The sequence below is a fragment of the Citrobacter sp. wls706 genome (genome assembly GCF_005281305.1).
GTDB lineage: Bacteria > Pseudomonadota > Gammaproteobacteria > Enterobacterales > Enterobacteriaceae > Citrobacter > Citrobacter werkmanii.
In genome coordinates this window covers 90,954-111,143 of sequence record NZ_SZXG01000031.1, presented here as the reverse complement: position 1 = coordinate 111,143, position 20,190 = coordinate 90,954, and the positions used below count along the sequence as shown (strand labels likewise).

Annotated in this window: 19 protein-coding genes; 3 read left to right on the top strand and 16 right to left on the bottom strand. The window is 53.0% G+C overall.

The window, feature by feature from the left end; all coding sequences use genetic code 11:
- From FDW92_RS23215 to yceD, 9 genes are all read right to left on the bottom strand, one after another.
- Positions 1-266 (bottom strand): aminotransferase class IV (locus tag FDW92_RS23215; protein ID WP_249357168.1); only part of this gene is annotated, 266 nt, incomplete at its 3' end.
- Positions 267-402: 136 nt separating this feature from the next.
- Complete coding sequence (fabF, locus tag FDW92_RS11120) at positions 403-1,644, bottom strand: beta-ketoacyl-ACP synthase II (RefSeq protein ID WP_003036260.1); 1,242 nt, start codon at positions 1,642-1,644, stop codon at positions 403-405.
- Positions 1,645-1,729: 85 nt separating this feature from the next.
- Positions 1,730-1,966: an acyl carrier protein gene (acpP, locus tag FDW92_RS11115; protein ID WP_000103754.1), complete on the bottom strand. Its 237-nt coding sequence runs from the start codon at positions 1,964-1,966 to the stop codon at positions 1,730-1,732.
- Between the two features lie 155 nt (positions 1,967-2,121).
- Positions 2,122-2,856 (bottom strand): 3-oxoacyl-ACP reductase FabG, encoded by a 735-nt coding sequence (gene fabG, locus FDW92_RS11110; RefSeq protein WP_042309180.1) that lies wholly within the window; start codon positions 2,854-2,856, stop codon positions 2,122-2,124.
- Between the two features lie 12 nt (positions 2,857-2,868).
- Positions 2,869-3,798 (bottom strand): ACP S-malonyltransferase, encoded by a 930-nt coding sequence (gene fabD / locus FDW92_RS11105; protein WP_042309182.1) that lies wholly within the window; start codon positions 3,796-3,798, stop codon positions 2,869-2,871.
- A 15-nt stretch (positions 3,799-3,813) separates the two neighbouring features.
- Complete coding sequence (locus FDW92_RS11100; RefSeq protein ID WP_006685075.1) at positions 3,814-4,767, bottom strand: beta-ketoacyl-ACP synthase III; 954 nt, start codon at positions 4,765-4,767, stop codon at positions 3,814-3,816.
- A gap of 77 nt (positions 4,768-4,844) precedes the next feature.
- Positions 4,845-5,924 carry a phosphate acyltransferase PlsX gene (gene plsX, locus FDW92_RS11095; RefSeq protein ID WP_072014758.1) on the bottom strand — a complete coding sequence of 360 codons (1,080 nt, stop codon included), beginning with the start codon at positions 5,922-5,924 and terminating at the stop codon, positions 4,845-4,847.
- 122 nt (positions 5,925-6,046) lie between these two features.
- The gene (gene rpmF, locus FDW92_RS11090; RefSeq protein ID WP_003036242.1) at positions 6,047-6,220 is read right to left on the bottom strand and encodes a 50S ribosomal protein L32; all 174 of its coding nucleotides are present in this window, start codon (positions 6,218-6,220) and stop codon (positions 6,047-6,049) included.
- Between the two features lie 16 nt (positions 6,221-6,236).
- Positions 6,237-6,758: a 23S rRNA accumulation protein YceD gene (yceD, locus tag FDW92_RS11085; RefSeq protein ID WP_042309187.1), complete on the bottom strand. Its 522-nt coding sequence runs from the start codon at positions 6,756-6,758 to the stop codon at positions 6,237-6,239.
- Positions 6,759-6,955: 197 nt separating this feature from the next.
- Here yceD and FDW92_RS11080 point away from each other — a divergent pair, with 197 nt between their 5' ends.
- Entirely contained in the window at positions 6,956-7,540 is a 585-nt protein-coding gene (locus FDW92_RS11080; protein WP_042309189.1) for a nucleoside triphosphate pyrophosphatase, read from the top strand.
- A gap of 82 nt (positions 7,541-7,622) precedes the next feature.
- On the opposite strand, the gene rluC is transcribed toward FDW92_RS11080, so the two are convergent.
- A complete protein-coding gene (gene rluC, locus FDW92_RS11075) occupies positions 7,623-8,576 on the bottom strand; it encodes a 23S rRNA pseudouridine(955/2504/2580) synthase RluC (RefSeq protein ID WP_169742015.1) in 954 nt (317 codons plus the stop codon).
- Between the two features lie 574 nt (positions 8,577-9,150).
- Between rluC and rne the strand changes: the two genes are divergently transcribed.
- Positions 9,151-12,375: a ribonuclease E gene (gene rne, locus FDW92_RS11070; protein WP_042309192.1), complete on the top strand. Its 3,225-nt coding sequence runs from the start codon at positions 9,151-9,153 to the stop codon at positions 12,373-12,375.
- A gap of 40 nt (positions 12,376-12,415) precedes the next feature.
- Here the strand turns inward: rne and FDW92_RS11065 are convergent, their stop codons facing one another.
- Positions 12,416-13,351: a LysR family transcriptional regulator gene (locus FDW92_RS11065; protein ID WP_042309194.1), complete on the bottom strand. Its 936-nt coding sequence runs from the start codon at positions 13,349-13,351 to the stop codon at positions 12,416-12,418.
- Positions 13,352-13,461: 110 nt separating this feature from the next.
- On the opposite strand from FDW92_RS11065, the gene FDW92_RS11060 reads away from it, so the two are divergent.
- Positions 13,462-14,661 carry an MFS transporter gene (locus FDW92_RS11060; RefSeq protein ID WP_042309195.1) on the top strand — a complete coding sequence of 400 codons (1,200 nt, stop codon included), beginning with the start codon at positions 13,462-13,464 and terminating at the stop codon, positions 14,659-14,661.
- 77 nt (positions 14,662-14,738) lie between these two features.
- Here the strand turns inward: FDW92_RS11060 and flgL are convergent, their stop codons facing one another.
- The 5 genes from flgL to flgH all read right to left on the bottom strand — a co-directional run bounded on the left by flgL (position 14,739) and on the right by flgH (position 20,182).
- On the bottom strand, positions 14,739-15,692 hold the full coding sequence (gene flgL, locus FDW92_RS11055) for a flagellar hook-associated protein FlgL (RefSeq protein WP_042309196.1): 954 nt from the start codon (positions 15,690-15,692) through the stop codon (positions 14,739-14,741).
- A 14-nt stretch (positions 15,693-15,706) separates the two neighbouring features.
- On the bottom strand, positions 15,707-17,359 hold the full coding sequence (flgK, locus tag FDW92_RS11050) for a flagellar hook-associated protein FlgK (protein ID WP_042309197.1): 1,653 nt from the start codon (positions 17,357-17,359) through the stop codon (positions 15,707-15,709).
- 64 nt (positions 17,360-17,423) lie between these two features.
- Complete coding sequence (gene flgJ / locus FDW92_RS11045; protein ID WP_137400624.1) at positions 17,424-18,374, bottom strand: flagellar assembly peptidoglycan hydrolase FlgJ; 951 nt, start codon at positions 18,372-18,374, stop codon at positions 17,424-17,426.
- Entirely contained in the window at positions 18,374-19,450 is a 1,077-nt protein-coding gene (locus FDW92_RS11040; RefSeq protein WP_087857787.1) for a flagellar basal body P-ring protein FlgI, read from the bottom strand. Before FDW92_RS11040 ends, flgJ begins: the two co-directional genes overlap by 1 nt.
- Before the next feature lie 33 nt (positions 19,451-19,483).
- Entirely contained in the window at positions 19,484-20,182 is a 699-nt protein-coding gene (gene flgH, locus FDW92_RS11035; RefSeq protein ID WP_016152630.1) for a flagellar basal body L-ring protein FlgH, read from the bottom strand.
- Between the last annotated feature and the right edge of the window lie 8 nt (positions 20,183-20,190).

Below are 20,190 nucleotides of genomic sequence, written 5' to 3'. Positions count from 1 at the left end.
CCGCCGCTACCGCGGCTAATAATGACTTTCAAGACGCCACGCGCGTGTCCTTGCGCCAGGATTTTCATTTCATCTTGCAGCTCTGGCCATTGTTCGAAAGGGATCAGCAACTTTTGGCAAGCGTCTTGTAAACGCGCAAGATGCGCTGCAAAGAGGCAAATTTCACCGTCGATAATTCGCGCGGTAGTAAAACAACCATCACCAAATTGAGTCGCTCGATCGCTTGCGGCCAGCAGATTTTGCTCGCGGCCATTAATTAAGAACATGGAGGCTCCTTATATCTGGTCCGCTAGTTTGGCAGGATGAGTAACACAGGACAAGGGCGAAAAACCGAATAAAAAAAGGCCCGACAAGCGGACCTTTTCAGTTTTATTTCGTTGCTAACGCATCACCTGACGGGACTTAAATCTTTTTAAAGATCAAAGAACCGTTGGTACCACCGAAGCCGAAGGAGTTACACAGAGCATATTCCAAACCACTCACCTGACGCGCTTCGTGAGGAACGAAGTCCAGGTCACAACCTTCATCCGGGTTATCCAGGTTGATGGTTGGCGGAATAGCCTGATCGCGCAGCGCCAGGATAGAGAAAATAGACTCTACCGCGCCCGCAGCGCCTAACAGGTGCCCGGTCATGGATTTGGTTGAGCTTACCATCACACGGCTCGCTGCATCGCCAAAGACAGATTTCACTGCCTGGGTTTCAGCTTTATCGCCTGCAGGAGTAGACGTACCATGCGCGTTGACATAGCCGATCTGACCCGCTTCGATAGCCGCATCACGCAGTGCGTTGACCATTGCCAGCGCAGCGCCTGCACCGTTTTCCGGTGGTGACGTCATGTGGTAAGCATCGCTGCTCATACCAAAGCCAACAACTTCAGCATAGATTTTTGCGCCGCGCGCTTTCGCATGCTCGTACTCTTCCAGTACCACCATGCCTGCGCCGTCGCCAAGCACAAAGCCATCACGCTCTTTATCCCATGGGCGGCTTGCCGCTTGCGGGTTATCATTACGCGTAGACAGCGCACGTGCCGCGCCAAAGCCACCCACGCCCAGCGGCGTACTGGCTTTTTCAGCACCACCCGCAACCATCGCGTCTGCATCACCGTATGCAATGATACGTGCGGCATGACCGATGTTATGTACGCCTGAAGTACAGGCAGTCGCGATGGAGATGCTTGGCCCTTGCAGGCCGTACATGATGGTCAGGTGACCTGCCACCATGTTAACAATCGTCGACGGAACGAAGAACGGGCTGATCTTACGCGGTCCACCGTTTACCAAAGAGGTATGGTTTTCTTCGATCAGACCGAGGCCGCCAATACCGGAGCCAATAGCGGCGCCAATACGGTGGGCGTTCTCTTCCGTAATTTCGAGGCCAGAATCCTGCATGGCCTGAACGCCAGCGACAATTCCATATTGAATGAAAGCATCCATCTTGCGCTGTTCTTTGCGCGAGATAATGTCTTCACAGTTAAAATCCTTTACTAAGCCAGCAAATTTCGTTGCATAGGCGCTAGTATCGAAATGGTCGATCAGGCTGATGCCACTCTGACCGGCAAGGAGAGCTTTCCAGGTAGACTCTACGGTATTGCCGACAGGAGACAACATGCCCAGTCCGGTCACAACTACACGACGCTTAGACACGGTTGTCCTCCAGGGAGGGAAAATAATTCAAGTGGGATAAAAAGATAAAACTCAGGCGGTCGAATGACCGCCTGGAGATGTTCACTTACGCCTGGTGGCCGTTGATGTAATCAATGGCAGCCTGAACGGTAGTGATTTTCTCAGCTTCTTCGTCCGGAATCTCAGTATCAAACTCTTCTTCCAGAGCCATTACCAGCTCAACGGTGTCAAGAGAATCTGCGCCCAGGTCTTCAACGAAGGAAGCATTGTTGGTAACTTCTTCCTGCTTAACGCCCAGCTGTTCGCCGATAATTTTCTTAACGCGTTCTTCGATAGTGCTCATACTCTTAAATTTCCTATCAAAACTCGCTTTCGCGATGGTTTTCGTAGTGTATAAAATGTTGAAAAATTTGCAACTAAATCCCGGCAGGTCTTACCACGATTTTACGTTATTTTGAGGCCATTCCCACTAATAACGCAAATATTTTTCAATCGTGGTTAAACCATGTACATCCCGCCGTTGACGTGCAAAGTCTCACCTGTGATGTAACTTGCTTCGTCAGAAGCTAAAAATGCAACCGCACTGGCGATTTCCTGAGCGCCACCAAGGCGACCCGCAGGAACCTGCGCCAGGATACCCGCACGCTGATCGTCAGACAGCGCACGCGTCATGTCCGTTTCAATAAAGCCCGGAGCAACAACGTTTACAGTAATACCACGGGACGCAACTTCGCGCGCCAGTGATTTACTGAAGCCGATCAGACCTGCTTTCGCCGCAGCGTAGTTAGCCTGACCCGCATTTCCCATGGTACCAACCACAGAACCGATAGTGATAATACGCCCATGACGCTTTTTCATCATAGCTCGCATTACCGCTTTTGACAGACGGAAAACAGATGACAGGTTGGTTTCGATGATATCGTTCCACTCGTCATCTTTCATGCGCATTAACAGGTTATCACGAGTAATCCCGGCATTATTGACCAGAATATCGACTTCACCAAATTCTGCGCGAATATTTTCCAGAACAGATTCGATAGATGCCGGATCGGTCACATTCAACATCAGACCTTTACCATTTGCACCTAAGTAATCGCTAATGGCCTGCGCGCCGTTTTCACTGGTTGCAGTACCGATAACTTTCGCGCCACGGGCAACGAGTGTCTCAGCAATTGCGCGGCCAATTCCACGGCTTGCACCGGTTACCAGCGCGATTTTTCCTTCAAAATTCATGGGCTTCCTCTTTTATTGCTCTAGCGCCGCAGACAGCGCTGTCGGCTCATTCAGTGCCGAAGCGGTCAGGGTGTCAACAATACGTTTCGTCAAACCGGTGAGAACTTTACCTGGCCCCACTTCATACAGGTGCTCTACGCCCTGCGATGCCATAAATTCAACGGTTTTGGTCCACTGAACCGGGCTGTACAGTTGACGAACCAGCGCATCGCGAATCGCGTCTGCGGTAGTTTCACACTTCACGTCGACGTTGTTCACAACTGGAACAGTCGGCGCGTTGAAAGTGATTTTTTGCAATTCAACGGCCAGTTTCTCAGCGGCAGGCTTCATCAGCGCGCAGTGAGAAGGCACGCTGACCGGCAACGGCAGCGCACGCTTGGCGCCAGCGGCTTTACAGGCAGCCCCTGCACGTTCTACGGCTTCTTTATGCCCGGCGATAACCACCTGGCCCGGCGAGTTGAAGTTAACCGGAGAAACGACCTGCCCTTCGGCAGACTCTTCACACGCTTTAGCGATAGATGCATCGTCCAGACCAATAATCGCAGACATGCCGCCAGTACCTTCCGGTACGGCTTCCTGCATGAATTTGCCGCGCAGTTCAACCAGACGGACGGCATCGGCAAAACCCATTACGCCCGCACATACCAGCGCAGAGTATTCGCCCAGGCTGTGACCTGCCATCAGCGCAGGTGTTTTACCCCCCTGCTGCTGCCATACGCGATACAGTGCGACAGACGCAGCCAATAGCGCTGGCTGCGTCTGCCAGGTTTTATTCAGTTCTTCTGCCGGACCTTGCTGAGTCAGCGCCCACAGATCATAGCCCAGCGCAGCTGATGCTTCAGCAAAAGTTTCTTCAACAATTGGGTAGCTTGCTGCCATTTCAGACAACATCCCAACGGTCTGGGAACCCTGCCCCGGAAACACAAATGCAAATTGCGTCATGTTAAAATCCTTATACTAGAAACGAACCAGCGCGGAGCCCCAGGTGAATCCACCCCCGAAGGCTTCAAGCAATATCAACTGCCCGGCTTTGATACGCCCGTCGCGGACGGCTTCGTCCAGTGCGCACGGTACGGAAGCCGCGGACGTATTGCCATGTCTGTCCAGTGTAACGACGACATTATCCATCGACATGCCCAGCTTTTTCGCTGTCGCGCTGATAATGCGCAGGTTTGCCTGATGCGGCACCAGCCAGTCCAGCGCAGAACGGTCGAGATTATTGGCTTCCAGCGTTTCATCAACGATGTGGGCAAGCTCGGTCACCGCGACTTTAAATACTTCGTTACCCGCCATCGTCAGGTGAATCGGGTTATCCGGATTTACGCGATCGGCGTTAGGAAGCGTCAACAACTCACCGTAGCGACCATCAGCGTGCAGATGCGTGGAGAGAATGCCCGGCTCTTCGGATGCGCTCAGTACCACCGCGCCCGCGCCGTCACCAAAGATAATGATCGTTCCACGATCGGTTGGATCACAGGTACGAGCCAGGACATCAGACCCCACGACCAGCGCATGCTTCACTGCGCCAGACTTAACGTACTGGTCAGCAACACTCAGGGCATAGGTAAAACCCGCACAAGCGGCCGCAACGTCAAACGCCGGACAGCCTTTGATCCCCAGCATACTTTGGATCTGGCATGCCGCGCTTGGAAATGCGTGTGTGGATGATGTGGTGGCAACCACAATCAGACCAATTTCTTCTTTGTCGATGCCTGCCATTTCCAGTGCACGGTTTGCGGCGGCAAAGCCCATCGTCGCAACTGTTTCATTTGGCGCTGCAATGTGGCGTTCACGGATACCTGTACGAGTGACGATCCACTCATCAGATGTCTCGACCATTTTTTCCAAATCGGCGTTAGTACGCACTTGTTCAGGCAGATAGCTGCCGGTACCAATAATCTTCGTATACATGTACGCTCAGTCACTTTTTGGTTATATACCGCCACGAGCAAAACGCCGGTACGCTGGCAGCATTCACAAACGCACTGTTATCTGTGCGCCCGTGAGTTTGCGCTTTCGCCATCGTCCAGCAGTTCGAATCCAGCTGGGTATACAGATTCCAGGCGAGCGGCAATTCGCTGAGGAACTTGTCGCTGCACCGCCTGCACTGCCTGTTCAATCGCGACCTCAAATGCTCGCTGATTAGCCGCACCATGACTCTTAATCACCGTGCCGCGCAATCCTAACAGACAGGCGCCATTATACTGGTCGGGGTTGAGGTGACTAAATCGCCTTGTCAGGCTTTTTTGTAACCAACGTTTTAATAAAAGCAGCCACCACGACCGTTTTTTGCTCTCACCCTGAGATTTCAGCAGTGAAAGGAACATTCTGACAACCCCTTCCATCGTCTTTAATGTGACATTGCCGGTAAAGCCGTCACAGACCAGCACATCGGTTTTGCCAGTCAGTAACTCATTGGCTTCAAGATAGCCTATATAGTTAATGGAAGGGATTGTTTTTAGCACTGCAGAAGCATCCCGAATACTGTCGAGACCTTTAGTTTCTTCTTCGCCGATGTTGAGCAACGCAACGCGAGGATTAGCAATCCCAACGACTTCTTCTGCCAGGACGGAACCCATGACGGCAAATTGCACCAACATCGTGCTATCACAATCCACGTTAGCGCCTAAATCCAGCACCACCGTTTTGCCCTTTTGTTGATGCGGTAAAACCGTCACCAGCGCAGGACGCTCAATACCCTCAAGAGGTTTGAGCAATAACTTCGCAAGTCCCATTAGCGCGCCCGTATTACCGGCGCTCACACAGGCTTGCGCTCGACCTTCTTTCACGAGCTCCAGGGCAACACGCATTGAGCTTCCACGACTGGCGCGAATAGCTTGCGAGGGCCGGGCATCACTGGCAATAACTGACTGAGCAGGGATAATCTGCAGACGTGAACGTTGTTCGAAGTCAGCTTTGGCAAGTAATGGCGTGATTGTATCGGGATCCCCGACTAAAAGAAGTGTGAGTTGCGAATTAGAATTCAGTGCCTGCAATGCTGCAGGCACTGTCACGGTAGGGCCAAAATCTCCCCCCATGACATCTAACGCCAGGGTTAGACGTGTCAAGGTATCGTCGCTGCCCGGTTAGGTGTTTCCCCAGTTACCCGGGGAAAGCCTCACTAAGCTTCATCACGCTTGCGCTCTCTGTCTTTCTCACCGAAGCGGGAAATCCATTGAGTCATGCGTGATTACTTAGCGATTACCTTACGGCCACGGTAGAAACCGTCGGCAGTGATGTGGTGACGCAGGTGTTGTTCACCAGAAGTTTTGTCTACAGACAGGCTGGTGACTGCGGTCAGAGCGTCATGAGAACGACGCATGCCACGTTTGGAACGGGTTGGTTTATTCTGTTGTACGGCCATGGACCTTACTCCTCAATTACTTACGCTTTAAGCTGGCTAATACGGCAAATGGGTTTGGTTTTTGCGCTTCATCAGGCAATTCACCAAAGACCATGTCCGCCTCGGACACTTCACAGTGTTCAGAATCATGCACCGGAACTACCGGCAAGGAGAGGATAATCTCATCTTCAACCATTGCAAGCAGATCGATTTCACCGAACTCGTTAACCTCAATCGGCTCATACGCTTCCGGGAGTGCTTCAGCCTGCTCGTCAGAACGGACAGGACTAAAACAATATGTTGTGTGAACATGAAGTGGGAACGGTTTCCCGCAACGCTGACATTCGAGCGTAACCGACACTTTTGCATCGCCGGTTATAACGGCAAGGCGCTGGTTATCGATAGCGAACGACATGGAGCATTCCACATCACTGTCCACACTGACTACAGAATCGGCGACGCGCTCAACCAGATCAGAAGCATAGATACCTTCATAATCGAGGCGTTTTTGAGCCGTACGAACCGGATCAAGAGTCAGGGGTAATTTTACCTTTTGCATAGGGCGCGCATATTAACTTTGTAACGTCATATAGTCAAAGAAAAAGGCAGCCTGAGGTTGCCTTTTGCCAATAATTCGCACACATTGCGGGTCATCGACTTAAAATCGCTCAAGACAAGCCAATACAGCCAGCTTGTAGGACGAAGTCCATAGTTTAAAATGGCTCTCATCAATACGCTATATGCGAGGGGAAAAATATGCCTCAACTTATACTTGCCTCGACCTCTCCCTGGCGTCGCGCTTTACTTGAAAAACTGGCAATTCCGTTCGAATGCGCGGCTCCCGAGGTGGATGAAACGCCGTTACCCGGCGAAGCGCCACGCCATTTAGTCTCGCGACTGGCGCAACAAAAAGCGCAATCTCTCGCTCACCGTTATCCAGCGCATCTGATTATTGGCTCCGATCAAATTTGTGTTCTTGATGGTGAAATAACCGGCAAACCATTAACAGAAGAAAATGCGCGCCAACAATTACTCAAAGCCCGAGGCAATATTGTGACGTTTTACACCGGACTGGCGCTTTATAATTCAGCTACCGGACATTTACAAACTGAGGTCGAGCCGTTCGATGTTCATTTTCGGCATTTAAGCGAAGCGGAAATTGATGATTACCTGCGCAAAGAACGCCCGCTACATTGTGCCGGTAGTTTTAAAAGTGAGGGGTTAGGTATTGCTCTCTTTGAGCGTCTTGAGGGCCGCGACCCAAATACGCTGATCGGCCTGCCGCTGATCGCATTGTGTCAAATGCTGCGCCGGGAAGAGATGAACCCGCTGAACGCCTAGTTAATCTGCCTGATGGCGACGCGATGCGTCTTGTCAGGCCTACAGCACATAACGCGATTGTAGGCCTGATAAGCAACGCGCATCAGGCTTTGCTGCGTAACACCTCAAGGCAGCGCTTCAACTGCTTATCCAGCGGCGCTTCAACACGCATCACTTCGCCCGTCCCCGGATGGGTGAATTTTAACGCCGCGGCGTGAAGGAACAGCCTGTTCAGTCCGGTATCCGCGAGTTGCTTATCGAACTCGCGGTCGCCATAGCGATCGTCAAAGGCTATCGGATGCCCGGCATATTGGGTATGCACACGAATCTGGTGCGTACGCCCTGTCACCGGACTACAGCGCACGAGCGTGGCAAACGCATAGCGCTCCTCTACCTTAAAGCGTGTTTCCGACGGCTTGCCTTCCTGATTCACCCGCACGATACGCTCGCCGCTTTGCAGAATATTCTTCAACAGCGGCGCCTGCACGGTTTTGACATGTGACTGCCACTGGCCTCTCACCAGCGCCAGATAGTCTTTCTGCATCCCTTTTTCACGCAACTGCTCATGCAACGAACGTAAAGCTGAGCGTTTTTTAGCAACCAGCAGCACACCGGAGGTATCCCGGTCCAGGCGATGCACCAGTTCGAGGAAACGCGCTTCCGGACGTAACGCGCGTAAGCCTTCAATAACACCAAAGCTTAATCCGCTTCCGCCATGTACGGCCGTTCCTGAAGGTTTGTTAAGCACCAGAATATGATCATCTTCATACAAAATGACATCAGTCAGCGCCGCAACCTTCTGCAGATTTGGGGAAATAGCCTCTTCTTCACGTTCGGCGACACGCACAGGTGGAATACGCACGATGTCCCCATCTTCGAGTTTGTACTCGGGTTTAATGCGTTTTTTATTCACCCGCACTTCGCCTTTACGCAAAATGCGATAAATCATACTTTTCGGCACACCCTTGAGTTGAGTACGCAAAAAGTTGTCGATGCGTTGCCCTGCTTCGTCGGCAGTAATGGCAACTGTTTTTACGGCTGGAGTCTCTGTTTTCATGGGGGCCGATTTTAAATAGCCATCAAGATTCGCGCCACACATTTTTCTATGCTTATATTAACTGCTATACCCTATTACTTAAGTTTGACATAGCCGATTTGGTGGTTATTAAACCAATCACTACGCGGAAGTGAAAAAACTGTGAGTAACCGGGTGATAAATGGCAAAAGTCATCTTGCTATAACAAGGTTAGCAGTGGAATAATGAGGTTGTTTCCGTGTTGAATCTTGTTAAAACAAGACCTTTTCCGGAATGACCCAATTTTGCCCGACCGATCATCAACGCAGCAATGGCGTAAGACGTATTGATCTTTCAGGCAGTTAGCGGGCTGCGGGTTGCAGTCCTTACCGGTAATAAGGAAGCTTTTCTGGAGAGTAACACCCAGACTGTTCCCCTGATAATTGCGCTGTGTTTCCGTATGAAATACAGGCAACCGACACTCTGCGCCTCTTTGAGCTGACGATAACCGTGAGGTTGGCGACGCGAATAGACACGAGGCCATCGGTTCACACCCGGAAAGGCATTACTCTGCCCGCAGCTTAGTCGTCAATGTAAGAATAATGAGTAAGTTACGATGAAAAGAATGTTAATTAACGCGACTCAGCAGGAAGAGTTGCGTGTAGCCCTTGTAGATGGGCAACGTCTGTACGATCTGGATATCGAAAGTCCTGGACACGAACAGAAAAAAGCCAACATCTATAAAGGTAAAATTACCCGTATTGAACCGAGTCTGGAAGCTGCTTTTGTTGATTACGGCGCTGAACGTCACGGTTTCCTTCCGTTAAAAGAAATTGCCCGCGAATACTTCCCCGCTAACTACAACTCCCATGGTCGTCCCAACATTAAAGATGTGTTGCGTGAAGGTCAGGAAGTCATCGTTCAGATCGATAAAGAAGAACGCGGCAATAAAGGCGCTGCGCTGACCACCTTTATCAGCCTGGCGGGTAGTTATCTGGTTCTGATGCCGAACAACCCGCGCGCGGGCGGCATCTCCCGTCGTATTGAAGGCGACGATCGTACCGAATTAAAAGAAGCGCTGGCAAGCCTGGAATTGCCTGATGGCATGGGGCTTATCGTGCGTACCGCAGGCGTCGGCAAATCCGCCGAAGCGCTGCAGTGGGACCTGAGCTTCCGCCTGAAACACTGGGAAGCCATTCAAAAAGCCGCTGACAGCCGCCCTGCTCCATTCCTGATCCACCAGGAAAGCAACGTCATCGTTCGCGCGTTCCGTGACTATTTACGTCAGGACATCGGCGAAATTCTCATCGATAACCCAAAAGTCATGGAGATGGCGCGTCAGCACATCGCCGCGCTGGGTCGTCCAGATTTCAGCAGCAAAATCAAACTGTACACCGGTGAAATCCCGCTGTTCAGCCACTATCAAATTGAATCTCAGATTGAGTCTGCGTTCCAGCGCGAAGTGCGTCTGCCGTCCGGCGGCTCCATCGTCATCGACAGCACTGAAGCCCTTACAGCTATCGATATCAACTCCGCACGCGCTACGCGCGGTGGCGACATCGAAGAAACCGCATTCAACACCAACCTGGAAGCAGCCGATGAAATTGCTCGTCAGCTGCGTCTGCGCGACCTCGGCGGCCTGATTGTTATCGACTTTATCGATATGACACCGGTTCGCCACCAGCGTGCGGTGGAAAACCGTCTCCGTGAGGCCGTGCGTCAGGACCGAGCGCGTATTCAGATCAGCCATATTTCTCGTTTCGGCCTGCTGGAAATGTCCCGTCAGCGTCTGAGCCCGTCGCTGGGTGAATCCAGCCATCACGTCTGCCCGCGCTGCTCCGGCACCGGTACCGTACGTGATAACGAATCGCTGTCGCTGTCTATTCTGCGTCTGATTGAAGAAGAAGCGCTAAAAGAGAATACCCAGGAAGTTCACGCGATCGTTCCTGTGCCGATTGCCTCTTATCTGCTCAACGAAAAGCGTACTGCGGTCAACGCTATAGAAACGCGTCAGAATGGCGTACGCTGTGTGATCGTGCCAAACGATCAGATGGAAACCCCGCACTATTCCGTGCTGCGCGTCCGCAAAGGCGAAGAAACGCCAACCCTGAGCTACTTGCTGCCGAAGTTGCACGAAGAAGCAATGGAACTGCCGTCAGAACAAGAGTATGTCGAGCGTAAACAGCCAGAGCAACCGGCACTCGCGACCTTTGCTATGCCAGACGTGCCACCAGCACCAACCGTGCAAGAGCCCGCAGTGAAAGCCGCCGCGCCTAAAGCTACCGCCACCGTAGCAACAGCCTCTCAGCCAGGTTTGATTAGCCGTTTCTTCAGCGCACTGAAGTCTATCTTCGGCGGTAACGAAGAAGCGAAGCCGGTTGAACAACCCGCACCGAAAGCTGAAGAGAAGACGGAACGTCAGCAGGACCGCCGTAAACCGCGTCAAAATAATCGCCGCGACCGTAACGATCGTCGTGATAACCGCGATAGCCGTGGCGATCGTGATAACCGTAACGAACGTGCAGAAAACGGCGAAAACCGCGATGACAATCGTCGTAACCGTCGTCAGGCCCAACAGCAAAATGCGGAAGCACGCGATAATCGCCAGCAGTCCAGTGATGTCGCAGACAAAGCGAAATCAGGTGATGAGCAGCAGACTCCACGTCGTGAGCGCAACCGCCGCCGCAACGATGACAAGCGTCAGGCGCAGCAGGAAGTTAAAGAGCTGAACCTGGCTGAGCAGCCAGCGCAGGATACCGAGCAGGAAGAGCGCGTACGTCAGCCTCAGACCCGTCGTAAACAGCGTCAGTTGAACCAGAAAGTTCGTTACACGGACAGCGCGGCGGTTGAAGCCGAAGTGGCAACTGCCGCGGTGGCAGCTGAGGTCGTTGTCGCTCAACCCGTTGAGCAGCCCGTACCGGCTCCGCGTACTGAACTGGCGAAAGTTGATCTGCCAGCCGTTGTCGCACCTGAGCAGGAAGACAACAGCGAAGCGCGTGACTCCAACGGTATGCCGCGTCGTTCCCGCCGTTCCCCTCGCCATCTGCGCGTAAGTGGACAGCGTCGTCGTCGTTATCGTGACGAGCGTTATCCGGTTCAGTCGCCAATGCCGCTGACCGTCGCCTGTGCTTCTCCTGAATTAGCGTCCGGTAAAGTATGGATCAGCTACCCTGTCGTTCGTCCGCAGGATCAGCAGGCTGAAGAACAACGCGAGCAGGAAATTCACCAGGAGCAAACTGCCTCTGTCGCAGTAGAGCCTCAGGTTGCTGCGGCTGCCGTTGAGCACATTGTGGACACTCCTGCGCCGGTTGAAGCCGTGCAGCCAGAGGAAGTTGTAACGGAACCTCAGATTGCCGTTGTTGAAACCACGCATCCGGAAGTCATTGCGACCCCGGTTGAAGAACAACCGCAAATTATCGCTGAATCTGACGCGCCTGTAGCTGAAGAAATCGCCGCTGAAGCTGAACCTGTAGCTGAAGTCGCGGTTGAAGAGCCTGCGGAAATCGTCGTCTCCCAGCGGGAGGTGGTTGAAGAAGTTGCGGAAGTAGCGCCGACTGTGGAAGAAGTCGCTGCGCCGCAGGAAGTTGTTGCGGCGCCGGTTGCAGAAGCTGAGGTCGTTAAGGCTGAAGTTGTCGCAACAAGCGTTGACGCCGAACACCTTCACAGCCATGCGACTGCGCCGATGACCCGCGCTCCGGCGCCGGAATATGTGCCAGAAGCGCCGCGTCATAGCGACTGGCAGCGCCCGGCGTTCACCTTTGAAGGTAAAGGCGCTGCGGGTGGACACAGCGCCACGCATCAGGCCACTGCGCCAGCAACACGCCCGCAGCCGGTTGAATAAGCCATAATCAACCTCAAAGCCGACCTTAGGGTCGGCTTTTTTATATCGGCTCTACGCGTTTCATCCCGGTTAATTGCGGCATAACATCCTTCATTAACGCTAAAAATTTGCGCAACCGTGTCGGATAGTAACGCGCCCAGGGATAAACCAGATGCACCGGCAACGATGCCGCCCGCCACTCGGGTAGCAGCATAACTAAACGTCCGTTGGCGATATCTTCTTCAACCATCCAGCTTGAAACAATCGTCACTCCCAGCCCGGCCAGCGCGGCATTTCTTGCCACATAAATACTGTCAGTACTTAATCTGGGTGAAATAGTCAGCGTGACAGGTTCATTACGCGCCTGGTGTAGCAACGAAACGCTATGCTGAAAAAATGTGTTCACTGCAATCCACGGCAGCACGGATAACTGCTCAAGGTGCGAAATTTCACCATATTGCTCCAGCAATACAGGACTCGCCACCATGCTACGGGGAACTTCAGCCAGTAAAACAGAAACCGTGGCCGGATCGACTTCCGCACCAACCCGAATCGCGCAATCAATATTATCGCTGAGAAAATCAACGGTTTTGTCGTTAAGCATCCACTCCACCGATAACTGTGGATAGCGTGAAAGAAACTGCAAAAGCGGCTCAAGGAGCTGTTGCTGTCCAAACGCATGCGGCGCTCGTACGCGCAACGTCCCCACCGGTTCATCTTCCGTGACATTAAGTCCATCTTCCAGCGCCAGCCAGGCATCGATGATATTTTTGGCGTGCTGGTAACCACGCTCTCCATCGTCGGTTAATTTCATCGCATGCGTGGTACGCATGATCAGTTTCACTCCCAGCAGAGTTTCCAGGGATTGTAACCGTCGGCTTACGGTCGCTTGCGTTGTTCCCATCTGTTTTGCCGCTGCCGAAAGCGATCCTGCTTCAACGATGCGCACAAACGTGCGCATTAGCTCCACCCTATCTATACGTTCAGTTTTTATCATATCAGTTTCTTCATACGCCCAGCGTATAACTGTTTTACCACTGCGCTCGCTACCGCACCACCCGCAGAAGGATAAAAATAGCCGCACATCCTGTGATTGAGGAATCATTTGTGAACACACACACCGCACTTTCCCGTTGGGTCATTTTCGTTCTGGCATCAGGTGCCGGATTCAGTGTCGCTGCTATCTACTATGCCCAGCCCCTTCTGCCTTTAATGGGTCAGGATCTGAACTTAAGTATCACCGGCATGGGACTGGTTCCAACACTGACCCAGGCGGGATACGCGCTGGGTATTTTGTTTTTATTGCCATTGGGCGATCGTTATGACCGCCGGACATTAATCCTGCTGAAAAGTATCTCTCTTGCCGTACTGCTTCTGGCATGCAGTTTTACCGGGCAGTTGCATTCACTGCTAATAGTGAGCCTGTTGATGGGCATGGCGGCAACGATGGCGCAGGATATCGTTCCCGCGGCAGCTATTCTGGCGCCGGAAGGCAAACAAGGAAAAACGGTGGGCACGGTGATGACAGGCCTGCTGTTGGGGATTTTACTCTCGCGTACCGTCAGCGGATTGGTGGGTGAAGCGTTTGGCTGGCGTGAGATGTACCAACTTGCCGCCGCCAGTATTGCCATTATTACCGTAATTATGTGGAAGGCGCTGCCTCGTTTTACGGCCCATTCCACGCTGAGCTATCCATCATTGATGCTCTCTATGGCTCAGCTCTGGCAACGGTATCCCGCATTGCGCCGCGCGGCGCTGGCACAGGGCTTTCTGTCCATAGCTTTTAGCGCTTTTTGGTCCACGCTGGCGGTGATGTTAGCTGAACATTACCACATGGGTAGCGCTATGGCGGGCGCGTTTGGTATCGCGGGAGCCGCCGGTGCGCTTGCCGCACCGCTGGCAGGTCATCTTGCCGATAAAGTGGGCGCAGCAAAAGTGACGCAGTTAGGTGCTTTGCTGGTAACTGTCTCCTTCGCACTGATGTTCTTGTTACCTGCTCTACCAGTACAGGGACAATGGCTGCTGATTGCTCTTTCGGCGGTCGGTTTTGATCTCGGATTGCAATCCAGCCTGGTTGCTCACCAGAACCTGGTTTATGGCCTGGAGCCTCTGGCCCGGGGTCGTCTGAATGCGCTGCTGTTTACTATGGTGTTCATTGGTATGGCGCTGGGTTCGGTTCTCGGGAGTCAGGTCTATGCGCTGGCAAACTGGGAAGGTGTGGTGACGCTGGCAACCATCAGCGGTGCGCTGGCGCTGGTAATAAGGCTGACGGGAAATCTGTCGCTTAGCAAAACAACGGTAGCCTAAAAAAATGCCCGCTCCGGGGTGTTAAGGGAGCGGGCAGACAAACATACCCAGTTTCAAGATATGTTCAAAAAGGGTTATTACCGATTAAGCTGGAACAACGACATTCCCTGCATATCGGTAAATGCTTTATAAGAAGCCTGAAGTGCGGCCTGTTGCATGACGTAGGACGAAATCGCCGCATTCCAGTCGACATCCACCAGGTTGCTCATCTGTTGGGTTTGGCCTAACGCACGATCGGCGCCCAGTGAATCCAGCGAGCTTAGTTCACTAAGCTGAGTACCTAATTCTGCGCGAACGGAAAGCACGTTATTCAGTGAGTTTTTCAGGCCACGATTGGTTTTATCGATAGCTGCTGCGGCTTTCTCCTTTGCCACATCATCACCCGCAATAGGAATTTTTAGCTCTGCAATCGCGCTATCCAGCATTTTGAACAGGTTCTTTTCCTGAGTGCTACCCGGTGGTTCCGGTACGGCGTTGCTGGTCAGGTTGGCGAAGATTTTATCGCCCGTGTGACCAATGACCATGGTACGGGAAGCATCAACCTGCTGGGTCACATTTGTGGTACCGCCACTGTAGGAACCATCAGCTTGCGCAAACGGCGCGGATTCTGTTTTGTAGCCGCCAAAAATATAGCGACCATTGCCATCGGTGCTGTTCGCCAGGTTCATCAGTTGATCGCGGATCCCCTGTAAATCAGTGGCCAACGATGCACGGTCATCATCACTTAATGTACCATTCCCGGCATAAACAATTTTCTCCTGCGCAGCCTGAATAGCCGTTGTTACCTGGCTCAGTACGTTCTCTTCCAGCGAGACTTTCTGCGTAGCGAATGTGCGCGCCAGCGTATACTGGCTGTTCTGCGCCTGAGCCTGAGAAAGCACGACGGCCTGCGACGCGGCAATCGGATCGTCAGACGGGCTGATCACGCGTTTGCCGGTCGACATCTGCTCGCCGAACTTCATCCATTCAGCCTGAGAGTTAGTGATGCCACGCATATTCTGCTGGTACATCATCTGGGTGCTGATACGCATTGTGTCCCTCTCCCTTAGCGAATATTAATCAATGCATCAAACAGCGCATTCGCAGTTTGCAATACCTGTGCGTTGGCCAGGTAATACTGCTGATAACGCTGCAAATTACCGTATTCTTCGTCGAGGTTTACCCCGGAAATCGACTGCTGCTGGTTATAAAGCTGCTTGACCACATTGTTTTGCGTGGTACTGCTGGTTTTCAGCGTCGCCGTTTTGTTGCCCACGTCGCTCACCAGGGTGGCGTAAGCGTCGTTAAAGGTTTTATTACCAACAGTTTCTTTGGTTTGCAGATCCAGCAGTTTCTGACCGTTACGGTTATCGCTTGCACCTGTATCTGCAGTAGGATCCGTATTTTTCTCTGACGCCATGGCGATTTTCGACTCGTCTGTCACCTTGACTTTCATTTCTATAATGGCGTCGCTCACCGGTTTCACGGTGAAACTGTCATTCGCTTTCGCACCAGCATTAACGGTGATCTCCATCCCGTCAAAAGACATTTTCCCACCGGTGACGGTGGCTTTAAAACTGGTGTTGTCGGCAAGTCGAGTCACCTGCCAGTCTTTGCCATCAAACACAATTTTATAATCTGTTGCCTGCACGGCAGAGCTGTCCGTCATTTTGACATCAAGCGAACCAGTCCCTTTATTCTTCGTGTTGCTGAGCACTACCGGGCTGCCGATATCGAAGAAATTCTCGCCCTTATCGCCGTTGGCATCAAAACCTGCTTTATGCTGGGTGTTAAACGCATCGGCAAATGCCAGCGCCAGTTGGCCCAGCGTGTTACGCGTTTGATCCAGCTCCTGCGAACGGAAGGTGAGCAGTCCACCCAATGAACCGGTATTCAGCAATTTCTCAGGGATCTCAACCGCTCCGGCAACGCCATCTACATACGCAACGGTGGTACGCGAAGGATCGTCACTGGAGGGCACTGCCGCCAGTTGGCGCGCATTGCTGCCCTGTACCAGTGAATAACCATTCGCCATGGTTACGTTGTAAGTGCCGCCGTCCTGAACGCTGACTTCCACGCCGACAATCTGGTTCAGTTCACTGACCAGTTGGTCGCGCTGATCGAGCAAATCATTAGGGGATGCGCCAGCCCCGACACCAGTCATACGAGAAATCTGGTCGTTAAGGCTGGCGATTTGTTTCGCGTAGTTGTTGATCTGATCGACGCTGGCTTTGATAGCGGTATTAACCTGCTTATCCTGATCGCGTAGATACTGATCGGTCGTTTTAAACTGATTCACCAAACCATCAGCTTTACCAATCAGCGCCTGGCGTGCCGCCGGGTCTTCAGCATTACTGACCAGCGTTTGCAGACTGGTAAAAAAATCCTGCATTGAGGTTGAAATCGAACTGGTTTTGCTGGACAGCAGGTTGTCGATTTTCGACATTTGCTCATAACGCGTCGTCAGACCGCTGCTCTGGTTTTGCGCTGCCCGCAGCTGATTGGTGATAAACGAGTCATACTCGCGCTGTACGCCAGAAACATAGACGCCATTGCCTACCCAGCCCCCCGCACCCAGCGTGCTGTTCGCTTGCGCCATAATTGTCGTTTGCCGTGTATATCCGGCGACGTTATAGCTGGAGATGTTATTACTGGCAGTGTTCAACGCGGCCTGCGCTGCGCTGAGTCCACTCATCGCGTTATTAATCAAGCTGGACATGGAGGTTCCTTGTAATCCTTCAATACTCGTTATTATCGGCAGCAGATCGGTAGACTTGAGCTATTTAAAAGAGATTATCGATGTTGGTGCTGTAAGTTTTGCTCACCTTTTCACTCATCGATTTCAACTGCTGGATCATGCTGGTTAATTTCTTCGCACAGTTAGGGTCGGTAGCGTAACCGGCATTTTGCAGTGCCTGCGCCCCTTGCTCAGCGGTTGCGGCTACGGTCACCGCCGCATAGCGCGGGTTACGGGAAATCAGCCCGACATAATCCGACAGCGCCTCAAGGTAAGAGCTATAGACGCGGAATCTGGCTTTCACCTTTTTCGCCTCGCCGTTTTCATATTCGGTGGTGGTGATTTCGGTCGTTGGTCCCTTCCAGCTTCCCGAAGCCTTCACGCCAAAAATGTTGAAGCTCGGTTCGCCGTTTTCCCGGCGAATTTGCCGCTGGCCCCATCCGGACTCCAGCGCCGCCTGCGCCAGAATCAGATGATGCGGAACGCCGCTTTGCTGACTCGCCAGTTTTGCCGGCAGCGACAGCTGAGCGAGGAAGTCTTTACTGTCGCCCGATAGCGGCTCATCATTACTTTCCGTCGCCCTCGGGATGGCTTTGCGTACCAGTTGCGTCAGCGCCTGGTTTTGATAACTGGTCACCGTTTCCAGCGGGAACTTCATCGGCACCTGTGGCACATCATCAGCAGGTTGCGCTTGCCCTTGCGTCATCTGCTTAACCATCATTTCAGCCAGTCCCAGACCTTTACCTGCGGTCATCTGCTGCGCAATTTGTTGGTCATACATGCTGGTATACAAACGTGTCGAATCGCTGCTAAACACGCCATCTTTCGGCAACGCTTCACGCATGCTTTTCAGCATCATCTGTACGAACATCCCTTCAACCTGACGGGCCACGGGGCGAATATTCGCCGCCGGATCCTGACCCGCTTTCGCTTTCAGTTCGTTCAGTGCTTGCGCATCCCAGGCGGCGCTGGTCAGCAGTTTGCTGTCACCAATCATCAGATGATTTCCAGTTTGGCGCGTAAGCAACCCGCGCTCTGCATCGATTGCAGAATGGACATCAGATCCATCGGCGTCGCCCCCAGCGCATTCAGCGCGCGCACGACGTTGTTCAGATTGGCGCTGGAACGTACGCTTTGCAGCGAGCCGCCGCTCTGGCGCAGATCGATCTGCGTTTGTGGCGTCACCACGGTCTGTCCGCCGCCAAACGGCGTATCCGGCTGGCTGACGTTTGCCTGGCGGTTTACCGTAATCGACAAGTTACCCTGCGCCACGGCACAGCTATCCAGCGTGACTTCACGGTTCATGACCACAGATCCCGTACGCGAGTTGATAATGACTTTCGCGTCCTGCGGCGTGACGTTCACCTCCATATTCTGGATGTCGGCAAGGAAACGTACCTGCGAACTGTTGCCGCTTGGCACACGCACTTGTATGGTCCGGGCATCCAGCGCCGTTGCACTACCAAAGCCACGCGAGCGGTTGATTGTGTCGGTGATCTGCTGCGCCATAGTAAAATCTTCATTATTGAGCTGCAGATTAATGGTGTTGCCACCGCCGAACTGGCTGGGCAACTCACGTTCGATGGTCGCGCCATTGGTGATGCGTCCACCATTGAGCTGGTTAACCTGCACGCTACTGCCACCCGCAGCCGCGCCCGCACCGCCAACCAGAATATTCCCCTGCGCCAAGGCATATACCTGACTATCGACCCCTTTCAGCGGGGTCATCAGCAGCGTGCCGCCGCGCAGGCTTTTGGCGTTACCCATGGAAGAGACCACCACGTCAATGGTTTGCCCCTGGCGACCAAAAGCTGGGAACTGCGCGGTAACCATCACCGCCGCCACGTTTTTCAGCTGCATATTGGTGCCGGTTGGTACGGTGATCCCCAACTGCGACAGCATGTTATTGAGCGTTTGCGTCGTAAACGGCGTCTGTGTGGTCTGGTCACCAGTACCATCCAGCCCGACCACCAGCCCGTAACCTATCAACGAGTTTTCCCGCACGCCCTGCACGCTGGTCAGGTCACGAATACGGTCGGCATGCGCAAAGGCGGTTGCCAGTACCAGTACCATTCCAACAAGAGATTTAAACACCAGGTACCTCGCTTACATCGGCGACAAGTTAAGGAAGAAACGCTGCAACCAGCCCATATTTTGCGCTTCATTGATGTAGCCGTTGCCGACGTACTCAATACGCGCATCCGCAACCTGAGTTGACGGTACGGAGTTGCTGCCACTGATGGTGCGTGGGTTAACAACCCCGGAGAAGCGAATGAACTCAGTGCCCTGATTAATGGCGATCTGTTTTTCACCCACGACATGTAAATTGCCATTCACCAGTACCTGATCGACCGTCACGGTCAACGTACCGCTGAAGGTATTGCTGGCGTTCGCGCCGCCTTTACCGTTAAAGGTGTTCCCACCGGAGGCTTCTACGTCGGCACGTTCGTTACCAAACAGCCCTTGCAGGTAGCGCGGTACGGTATCAAAACCAAAGTTGGTCTTGCCGTCGCGGCTGGCGTTTGCTGAGGAACTTTTGCTCGCGCTGACGTTTTCCTGCAATACGATGGTCAGCGTATCGCCAATATTGCGCGGACGGCGGTCTTCGAAGAGCGGCTGATAACCGTAGTTAATCGGCTGCGCCGACTGGAAGATTGAGCCATTCGCCACCGGCGTCGGGCCTGGAACGGGTTGAGCAGACGTCGCGCCCTGCACGAGCGGCGTGGCTGGGATCCAGGCGCACCCTGTCAGTGAAACCACCAGCAGGGCTAAAATTGGGTATGGGTGAAGCGCGTATTTTCGCATTGCGGTCA

Excerpts from the sequence above, each read along its gene's own strand:
- acpP (WP_000103754.1), bottom strand. The coding sequence starts at position 1,966 with ATGAGCACTATCGAAGAACGCGTTAAGAAAATTATCGGCGAACAGCTG.
- fabG (WP_042309180.1), bottom strand. The coding sequence starts at position 2,856 with ATGAATTTTGAAGGAAAAATCGCGCTGGTAACCGGTGCAAGCCGTGGA.
- fabD (WP_042309182.1), bottom strand. The coding sequence starts at position 3,798 with ATGACGCAATTTGCATTTGTGTTTCCGGGGCAGGGTTCCCAGACCGTT.
- FDW92_RS11100 (WP_006685075.1), bottom strand. The coding sequence starts at position 4,767 with ATGTATACGAAGATTATTGGTACCGGCAGCTATCTGCCTGAACAAGTG.
- rpmF (WP_003036242.1), bottom strand. The coding sequence starts at position 6,220 with ATGGCCGTACAACAGAATAAACCAACCCGTTCCAAACGTGGCATGCGT.
- yceD (WP_042309187.1), bottom strand. The coding sequence starts at position 6,758 with ATGCAAAAGGTAAAATTACCCCTGACTCTTGATCCGGTTCGTACGGCT.
- FDW92_RS11080 (WP_042309189.1), top strand. The coding sequence starts at position 6,956 with ATGCCTCAACTTATACTTGCCTCGACCTCTCCCTGGCGTCGCGCTTTA.
- rluC (WP_169742015.1), bottom strand. The coding sequence starts at position 8,576 with ATGAAAACAGAGACTCCAGCCGTAAAAACAGTTGCCATTACTGCCGAC.
- rne (WP_042309192.1), top strand. The coding sequence starts at position 9,151 with ATGAAAAGAATGTTAATTAACGCGACTCAGCAGGAAGAGTTGCGTGTA.
- FDW92_RS11065 (WP_042309194.1), bottom strand. The coding sequence starts at position 13,351 with ATGATAAAAACTGAACGTATAGATAGGGTGGAGCTAATGCGCACGTTT.
- flgL (WP_042309196.1), bottom strand. The coding sequence starts at position 15,692 with ATGCGTATCAGCACCCAGATGATGTACCAGCAGAATATGCGTGGCATC.
- flgK (WP_042309197.1), bottom strand. The coding sequence starts at position 17,359 with ATGTCCAGCTTGATTAATAACGCGATGAGTGGACTCAGCGCAGCGCAG.
- flgJ (WP_137400624.1), bottom strand. The coding sequence starts at position 18,374 with ATGATTGGTGACAGCAAACTGCTGACCAGCGCCGCCTGGGATGCGCAA.
- FDW92_RS11040 (WP_087857787.1), bottom strand. The coding sequence starts at position 19,450 with ATGGTACTGGTACTGGCAACCGCCTTTGCGCATGCCGACCGTATTCGT.
- flgH (WP_016152630.1), bottom strand. The coding sequence starts at position 20,182 with ATGCGAAAATACGCGCTTCACCCATACCCAATTTTAGCCCTGCTGGTG.